This window comes from Ruegeria sp. YKSF070, from assembly GCF_059612725.1.
The window spans coordinates 1-8,343 of sequence record NZ_JBXWRD010000063.1 but is presented as its reverse complement, the minus strand read 5'-3'; the positions used below and the strand labels follow the sequence as shown (position 1 = coordinate 8,343).

General features: G+C 58.7%; 8 protein-coding genes and 1 pseudogene. 5 read left to right on the top strand and 4 right to left on the bottom strand.

Annotation, left to right across the window (positions count from 1 at the left end; translation table 11 throughout):
• From AC2FL1_RS20910 to AC2FL1_RS20900, 3 genes and pseudogenes are all read left to right on the top strand, one after another.
• Positions 1-369: pseudogene (locus tag AC2FL1_RS20910) on the top strand (helicase); the annotation flags it as partial.
• Entirely contained in the window at positions 366-2,390 is a 2,025-nt protein-coding gene (gene pglZ, locus AC2FL1_RS20905) for a BREX-3 system phosphatase PglZ (RefSeq protein WP_496878197.1), read from the top strand. The pseudogene AC2FL1_RS20910 and the gene pglZ, both read left to right, overlap by 4 nt.
• Positions 2,359-3,075 (top strand): hypothetical protein, encoded by a 717-nt coding sequence (locus AC2FL1_RS20900; RefSeq protein WP_496878196.1) that lies wholly within the window; start codon positions 2,359-2,361, stop codon positions 3,073-3,075. Before pglZ ends, AC2FL1_RS20900 begins: the two co-directional genes overlap by 32 nt.
• Before the next feature lie 35 nt (positions 3,076-3,110).
• On the opposite strand, the gene AC2FL1_RS20895 is transcribed toward AC2FL1_RS20900, so the two are convergent.
• From AC2FL1_RS20895 to AC2FL1_RS20880, 4 genes are all read right to left on the bottom strand, one after another.
• Positions 3,111-4,238, bottom strand: coding sequence for a Fic family protein (locus AC2FL1_RS20895; protein ID WP_496878195.1), 1,128 nt, complete (start codon positions 4,236-4,238; stop codon positions 3,111-3,113).
• 120 nt (positions 4,239-4,358) lie between these two features.
• Positions 4,359-4,598 carry a hypothetical protein gene (locus AC2FL1_RS20890; RefSeq protein WP_496878194.1) on the bottom strand — a complete coding sequence of 80 codons (240 nt, stop codon included), beginning with the start codon at positions 4,596-4,598 and terminating at the stop codon, positions 4,359-4,361.
• 160 nt (positions 4,599-4,758) lie between these two features.
• Entirely contained in the window at positions 4,759-5,391 is a 633-nt protein-coding gene (locus AC2FL1_RS20885) for a hypothetical protein (protein ID WP_496878193.1), read from the bottom strand.
• A 10-nt stretch (positions 5,392-5,401) separates the two neighbouring features.
• Positions 5,402-6,121 (bottom strand): ParA family protein, encoded by a 720-nt coding sequence (locus AC2FL1_RS20880; protein WP_496878192.1) that lies wholly within the window; start codon positions 6,119-6,121, stop codon positions 5,402-5,404.
• A 552-nt stretch (positions 6,122-6,673) separates the two neighbouring features.
• On the opposite strand from AC2FL1_RS20880, the gene mobC reads away from it, so the two are divergent.
• Positions 6,674-7,261 (top strand): plasmid mobilization relaxosome protein MobC, encoded by a 588-nt coding sequence (gene mobC, locus AC2FL1_RS20875; protein ID WP_496878191.1) that lies wholly within the window; start codon positions 6,674-6,676, stop codon positions 7,259-7,261.
• Positions 7,248-8,343, top strand: a 1,096-nt coding sequence (locus AC2FL1_RS20870; RefSeq protein ID WP_496878190.1) for a relaxase/mobilization nuclease domain-containing protein, incomplete at its 3' end; no start/stop codon positions are given. The genes mobC and AC2FL1_RS20870, both read left to right, overlap by 14 nt.

Genomic DNA, 8,343 nt, shown 5'->3' with positions numbered 1-8,343 from the left:
ATTTGGGATGTGCTTCTGACGGAGCAGATCGAGCCGATTGCTGCGCCTCAGATCGAGGCGCCGCGCGACTGGTTCGAGAGATCGAAAGGGGCTGCGGTCACGCAAGGAGAGCGGGTGTTCTCCGATCTTGTGACAGAGCACAAGGCTCGGATCGATGAAGAACGCGAACGCGCACTCTACGCTTTCGAAGCTCGACACCAGGCGATTGGCAGAGTGGGGCTTCAGACTGTTCGCGATTATCGACGGAAGCGGCTGCAGAAAGAACATGAAGCTCGGATGGCGCAGCTCGATGCTGCGGCCTCCTACTCGCCCGATCTCAATGCCCTCCTCGTGTTGCGAATTGGCGAAACGGTGGCTGGTGCACGATGAGTATTTGGGCCGATCGTATCCTGCGGGAGTTTCCCGCAGATCTGTCTCGCTTCTGGATCGCCTTGGATCCGGATGGCCTGCTCTTGGATGAGACCATTCTGCTTGGGCTTCGCGAACGCGAATTTGAGGTTCTCCCGTTCGAAGATTCTGTTTCGTTTAGAACCGAGTATGAAGAGCGTTATCGATCCGCATGGGATGTGGGTCAGAAAGGTACCGCGAAGGCGCTCATCCTGCAGTGGCGGGGCGCGGACATCAATTCCATACCTTGGGACTACATCAGGGCAGCACGACAAGTCAGCCTGAGCTTGGCTGATCTTTTTCCCAATCTGAATTATGGTGTCGTCCGCAAGCTCGACTCTGAACACCATGAAGGGCTGTTCCAAGCCTACCAGAAGCATGTGACGCAGCTGCTCGGTGAGGCTGAGACCAAGAATTTTGTCCTCACGCACATCTTCAGGCTTAGCCCTTATCTGCTGAATCGACCGGAGGATTTCTGGCGAGAAGCTCTGCGGCTTCACTATCGCGGGGCTGGCCTTCCCAGCCTATTTGCAGACCATGTCGCAACCGTTCTTCGGGACACATCTCTTGGAAGTCTTCCGATTAGTGAACTGCTCGCCTCAAAACCCTTTATGCTCCGCGCAATACAGGAATCTTGGGCGCGTTTCGTCGCAAAATATGGCGTTGAACCTGATGCCCGCGGCAGGGATCAGGAGCCGGTCGAAGGCCATGCGTATGACGTGCCCTTTGATCACCCCGACGTAAGGGTGATCATAGATACCATGTTCCTCGAGGGAGCCCTTCAGCCTATTGAGGCAAGTGTCCGTCCTGAGTACCTTCCCGATTGGATACAGGTTGGTCTGATAGATGACCCTCAGGCACTTGCGCATCTGGTGTCGGAGGGAGCGAAAAGGAACGTGGCGAGTCTACCCTCGGAGGGGGCGTCGCATCGAGATTGGGTAGAGGCGGCGCGCCGCCTTGGAGAACTCATCTACCGCTTCAACGAACTGAAAGCGGCGGACGCAGATAACCTGCAGGGGCAGCTCCAGAGTTTGCAAAGAGAGGCCGATGCCCGCCTCAAGGATTGGGTGCTTCAGCATTTTGCCGACTTGCCGTCCCTACCCGTCGCAAAAGCGCCGGTGATGGTACATCACGTGCCGCGCTATCTCGCGATGCGCAGGGGCTTTGGCGAAGATCGAATTGCTCTTCTTGTCTTTGATGGTTTGGCATTGGACCAGTGGGCCCAGATCAGGGACCACCTGTCGACCAAGCTTCCCGACTTTTCCGCCGACGAGGGCGGCTGCTTTGCGTGGCTGCCGACTCTGACGTCAATCTCTCGCCAGGCGCTCTTTTCGGGCCTCAAGCCACGGGAGTTTCAAGGCTCAATGGATTCGACGGCACAAGAGTCGTCTCTCTGGACGAAGTTCTGGCAGGAAAACGGCCTCCGGAAGCCAGAGGTCGTTTTCCAGAAGGGGCTCAAACGTTCCGACCAATTGGCTCTACTCGAGGACGTACTTTCAAAGCCGACGACCAAGGTTGCGGGCCTTGTCGTTGATATGGTCGATGAAATTGTCCACGGAGCAATGCTTGGGAAACGCGGGATTGCTGGCCAAATTCGCGAGTGGTGCGATACCGGCTTCATTGAAAAGCTGTTTCTCATGCTTGCTCAGCACGGCTATCATATCTACCTGACTGCGGACCATGGCAATGTTGACGCCGACGGCATTGGACGGCTCAGCCAGGGCGTTGTCTCCGAGATGAAGGGTGAGCGCGTCAGGGCCTATCGCAGCGAGGACCTTGCTGCATCCGTTCCGCCCGATATCGATGCATTTCAGTTTAGCGGTCCAGGGCTTCCGTCCGACTTCTTGCCAGTTTACGCGAATGAACGCGGCGCGTTTGTGCCAAGAGGGAACAAGATCGTTGCTCACGGAGGAATGGCGTTAGAGGAACTGGTTGTGCCGTTTGTGAAGATAAGAATGAAGAAAGAAGAACATGCGAGCGACAGCACCTCAGATAGGATTTGACCGCTTCATCCGCCTCGAGTGGGCGAAAAAAGCGCTGGAAGTAAGGGCCGGTCTCGCTGACATCAGCGAGCTCGATGCTCTGTTGGATGAAGCCCATTCAGGGCCTGCGGCTAGGAAGAAGACCAGAACTGTACTGAACCGCCTTTGGTTAGAGCCGCGAAAGGAAATGGAGCCTTTTGCTCAACGCGGAGTGGAACTGTTCCAATCGGCGCCATCTACCTCGCCGGCGGCCCTGACATGGGGCATGGCTATCGTGACATATCCCTTCTTCGCCAAAGTGGCCGAGATTGTTGGCAGATTGACTTCGCTTCAAGGCGACTGCACGACCGCTGAAGTGCATCGTCGGATGGCAGAAATCTATGGCGAACGTGAGGGGACCAGACGGATGACCAATATGGTCCTTCAGTCTCAGATAGACTGGGCGCTGCTTGATCGAAGCGACAACGGCAAAACGTTAACCCGGAAGAAAGCCTGTGCGTTGGAGGGATCGGACCTCGTACGTTGGATGACAACCGCCGTTTTGGAAGCCGTAGGTCGTCCTGTCGGACTCGGAACGCTAGAGGCCCAACCGGTGATTTTTCCCTTTGGCCTTGGCGACAATCTTGGCTTTGTTCTCTCATCCGCGTCTGATCTTGACCTGCGCGCGGATAGTGCCGGAAACCAATCTGTCTCGCTCAGAGAATAGGCAACGCCTTTGGCGCTGTCTCACTTCTACGCCAATCATTGTAGCTGGTTCGACGCCCGTGGATTCAGGTTCAACCAGTACCTCGTATGGCGTCGCTCACCAGTTCGGCTGAGCGCACCTTTCTCGACTAGATCCTGCAGATCGCGGGTTGCGGTTGCGCGTGAAGTTCGGGTGATTTTGAGATAGTTGTCGGCGCTGAGGCCGCCTTTGAAACCGCCAGGGCCTTCCTGAAACATTCGAGCGATGGCCTTGGCCTGGCGTTCGTTCAAGTGGTCTCTGTGACGATCGTAGAAGTGTGCCTTGCTGATGAAGAAGCCTACGCGGTCGAGTGTTGCCTGTTGGGCCTTCAAGACAACTTCTGCGAACCAGACGAGCCAATCGGTCACGTCGAGCGTTTTTTGATGCTGCTCAAGCTGATCGTAGTATCCCCTGCGCTCCTTCTCGATGGTGAAGGCGAGCGAGATGAGGGTCGGCTGGCCAATGTTCTGCGCCAGCGACTTTTCAGCGAGGGCGCGACCCAAGCGGCCGTTGCCGTCTTCGAATGGGTGGATACTCTCGAAATAGAGGTGGCTTAGCCCTGCGCGCGTCAGCGCTGGAAGCGGCTCTGCTCCCCCCGGACCGGTCTTGTTGAACCAATCCGCGTATCGCTCCATCTCAGGCATGACCCGCTCCGAGGGCGGCGCTTCGAAATGGATCGTGGGCCGGTCAAGGCGGCCGGAAACGATTTGCATCGCCTCGGCGTGTTGTCGGTAGGCCCCAATGGTTTCCAACCGACGGTCATGGGACAGGAGCATCCGATGCCAGCGGTACAGTGTCTGATGGGTTAGCAGCTCTGCAAAACTGGAATAGACGTCGACCATCATTTCCGCGACGCCCTGTTCGCGCGGTTTGGCAGGGTAGCTGTCCGGATCGAGGCCCAGATGGCGGCGCAGCGAAGACTGGACACTGAGCCGATCGAGGATTTCACCCTCGATGGCGCTCGTCTGCATCGCTTCCTCGCTGAGCAGTTCGATGCGGAGTTGCTCGCGTTCCGGCTGGCTGACATGATGGACCGCGCCGAGGATTTCTCCGGACGACAGCAGGAACGTCTGCTCAAACGGCTCCAGAGCGGTGGCGTCATACCGGAAATCCGGCCAATCAGGCAGCGTCCAGTTCCAAGCCATGAGTTATAGACATCCTTTCTATAACTCATATCTAGACCACTTCTGAGGCATAGAAGTCAACTCTATCGCTCAAAGGACCTGCGGGATGGGGTGACCCACAAACCGACGCGAGGCCTTGAGCTATGCCTTTTCAAGGTGCGTCGGACCTTGCTGACGCGGTCTGGGGGCCTTCGGATCGGCGGGGTTTTGTTCCGGCGCTTGAATGAATGGTTCATAGCGAACGTCCGCTATGGCGCCGTCGAACCAGGCAGGCTGCACGTCACCATTGTTCCATTGGTAAAGGTAGCCAACCAGATTCTCAGATGTCTTGCAGAGGATGCGCATGATCGGTTCGCCAGTCAGGCGGGGCTTCATATTCATAATGCGTTCCTCCTAAATGGACCTCGCAACTCGTCACTACTGAGGTCTGAAATTCCTGTTAGCTGGTGTTAGGACTAGGTTTCTGCAACTGCAAGATGAACCGTTCCGGGTGGGCGAAAATCCACCGGCAAAATGCAAGTTATCTTTTCAGATAGGTATCTTACGGTTCATGCGGCGATGCAGCGCGAACCGCAATTTCTTCCAAGATTTTGTCGATCTCGCCCCATATGCGTGGTTCCACTTGGCCGCGGATCAGAGCCCATTTACTCAAGACGTCGAGGGGGTCGTGGTCCCGGAGGAGGACACCCAGGCTGGCTGCATCTACTGCCAGAGATGTCCGGGCCTGCCACTGCGTGTTTCGAGTGCGCCGCTCCTCCGCGACTGGCGCGAAGACCGGCGACAGTTGCCAGCCTTTGACTGCACGGCGCAGGGCGGCACGCACCACATGTGCTGGCTCGACACCACAAGTCTGCAGCGCTGCTTCCTGTCGTTCGAGTGCGTTGACCCTGATGTCGATCTTCCGGGTGGGGCTCAAAGCGCGCGCCAATACGGGAGCTCTCAGGCTGGTATGCGGGTCAGAGCTTTCCGCGGTGACTTGGTGCGGCGCCACGGCACCTTCCGGCACACGCTCTGACCCGTGCCGATCCGCGTCAACGTCAGCGGCTGGGGTGCCTGTCTTTGTTGCTGTGACCTGTGCCTCATCTTCCTTCCCGGGAATCTCACGGTCACCCTGTTGCAGGGTGGCGGCGTAGGCTGGGTCGGGCCTAGTGATGGTCGGGATCTTCTTGCGCAATCGACTGTCTTCACGCAGCAAGAATATTGTTGAGGACGTCCGTCGCCTCCTCGAGCGCCTCGACGACATGACGTACATGTGGGCGCATCAGCGGGTTCGGATCAGATTGCTTTTCCAGCGCCAAGGCGTGGAGAAGCCCCTTCTGATCCATCTCCTTGTAAGTGTTTCGTCGCATCATGACGGTCTCAATCACCGGAAAACGGGTGAGCGCTTCTTCAATCAGGGCGGCGTCAGCACGGGTCGTTTTCGGGTCTACCATGTTGAGGACGACGTGGTGGCGCGGAAGGCTGGAGGGGTCGTCAACACGGGATTTCAGTTTCTCAAACCAATCAGAAGTCTGCGCTCCGACATCGAAATCAGACGTCGACAGCATGACGGGCGTCACGATGTGGTCCGCAAGCACCGCAATTCCGTCTGACCATTCGGCACCGACCCCTGCGGTATCGATGAAGATGAAGTCTGCCGTGCCTGCCATGTAGACCTGATCGATCTGATCCTCGACACCCGCCACGCTTTCGACGGTGGCCGAGCAGAGAAGCGGCGAACTCAGCCCACCGGCTTCCGCCCGAGCATGCCAGGCCCCGAGTACCCTCGTGCTGTCCGTGTCGATCAACATCACTCTGCGTCCGGCGGCGATCGCGGCGCTGATCAAGGCGCGCGAAAGCGTCGTTTTTCCACTGCCCCCTTTCCGGGCCATCGCTGCGATCACCACAAGATTTTCGTTCGGCATTCTGATCCTCAGCAAAAATAGTGAATCGCAACGATAATGCTAAAGTGTCGCTAAACGTATGAGGCGGAAGGGTCAAGCAGAAGTCGTGATGCGACCCGCGTTTGGCATGCAGCGGGCGGCGTTTTGCGATGACCGTGCAACGTCTGCCGTGGCGCCTTCAGCATTCGTCGCGGGGCACCACCCACCCTCCAAATGTCGGGATGCGCTTGGCGATGTGCTGCGGACGGAATGCAGGTGACGGATAGCGCGCTCCAGACGACGGGAGGCAGTTTCGCGTATGTCGTTCTGCGGGTGACGCGAGACGGTCAGCACGCGGCAAAACCCGTCTTGCGGGGTGCAAGAGACGGGGCGCAAAAGACGCGATGCACAATGCGGAGACCGCATCGCGTGGTGCAATGAGCGCGAAGCGCGATCCATTTGACAAAGGACGGGAAATCGCCCCTGCAGGGCGATTTTCTATATTGAGTACAAGCCCTTATGGCCGACTCCACTTGCGTTGGGAGTCGGCGGGCTTGTACGAAGTTGGCAAGAAATAGGAACGTTAACTTCAAAATGCCCCGCCGTCGCAGACTGTCAGAGATCGAACGATCGACCATCGCCCAGGAGCGCCGGAACGGCGTCTCCGCGGCGTCATTGGCCGCGCGCTACGATGTCAGCCTGAAGACGATCTACAACGTGGTGAACCACCGGGATGAGCGTCAGACAGCGAACGGCAGCCGATCGCGGGTTGTGGGGATCCGGGTCTCGGACGACGACCTGCGCCGGTTCGACGCGGCGCTGTCGCGGCGCGGGATTGCGCACCGCTCGGATGCCATGCGCCGCCTGATGCTGGCGGCCGAAGGTGTCTTCCTGCCCGACGACGAGATGTGTGACGAGTTGCGCAATCTCGGCGCCGCGCTCAACCGGGTCGGCAACAATGTGAACCAGATTGCGCGACGTCTGAACGAGGCCAAGGTGCGGGGCGAGAGACTGTCCTACCCGGCCTCAAGCCACCGTGACGTCCGCGCCCTTGCGGGTCTGGTCTTCGATCTGGCCGACCAGGTTCAGGAGATGTCGCGTGCGCGGCGCAGCGTGCTGGACCTTGAGATCAGCTCTGCCCTGGCGGACCTCGCCGAGAGGAATGAGAATGGAGCGGAGTGACCGGGTCCGTGGCATCGACCCGGCGCTATTTGACCGCGGCTGGAGCCGAGTTTCGGGATCCTGGCAGGGGCTTTCCAAGGGCGCGCAGATGGTTCGGGCCGCGCGCGGCTATTCGCCAGCGATCTTCAAGGCTATCTCGAAAGGGGGCTGCCACACCGGGGCGCAGCTACGGGCTCAGCTCACATATCTCACAACAAAGTCGACCCATATCCTCGACAGTCGCGGCACCCATGACGGGAAGAAGCAGCTCTCGGAAGCCGAGATCAACCGAGTGGCGCGGCGGTTCGAGAACCAGTGGAACGAGCGCTACAGCCCCAAGCTTGGCCATACGTCGCATCTGCTGATGGCATTCCCGGTTGGGACCAGGGGTGAAGAGGTGCGCGATATCACCCAGGCGGTCTGCGAGAAGTTCTTTCAAGGTGAGGGGTCGCAATTCGACTATATTGCTGCAATACACCAAGATCGCGCGCATCCACATGCGCATATCGTTCTGAACCGCCGCAGCAAGGATGGCGAAATGTTCTTTCTCGGGAAGGATCATCACTTCAACTACGACGCCTTTCGCGAGGCGATGGTCGAGGCGGCCCAAGTTCATGGGATCCGCCTTGAGGCGACGCGCCGTCTGGATCGCGGCGTCACGACCTACCGCGCCGAGATCGATGAAATCTACAAGGCCCGCGACGAAGGCCGTCCCCCTGTCGAGCGCCAGAGAACCGGCGCTGACCTGGCGGCCGCTCTGGAAACCGTCCGGCACAACGCGTTGATCTATCGCGGGCTCGCGGCGGAGGCGTCCCGTTCGAATTTCGAAGACGTGTCCGAGGCGCTCGAGAGGGCCAGCACCATCCTTGCCAGTGGCGGTCAGATTCAATCTGACGGAGCCATCTACATGTCCCAAGACGAAGCAGCGTTCGACACGCTGATCGCCGAGTTTTCTCAGAACATTCGCCAGATCGAGGCGGCGATCGACAGGGCACCGGCGGCCGAGAGGCCGGTGATCGAGCGCAAGCTGACCGACGTTCTGGCCTGGGTCGCGCATTTGAACCCGCTTGGGGATCGCTCCGCCGCCCTGGTCGATGCCCCAT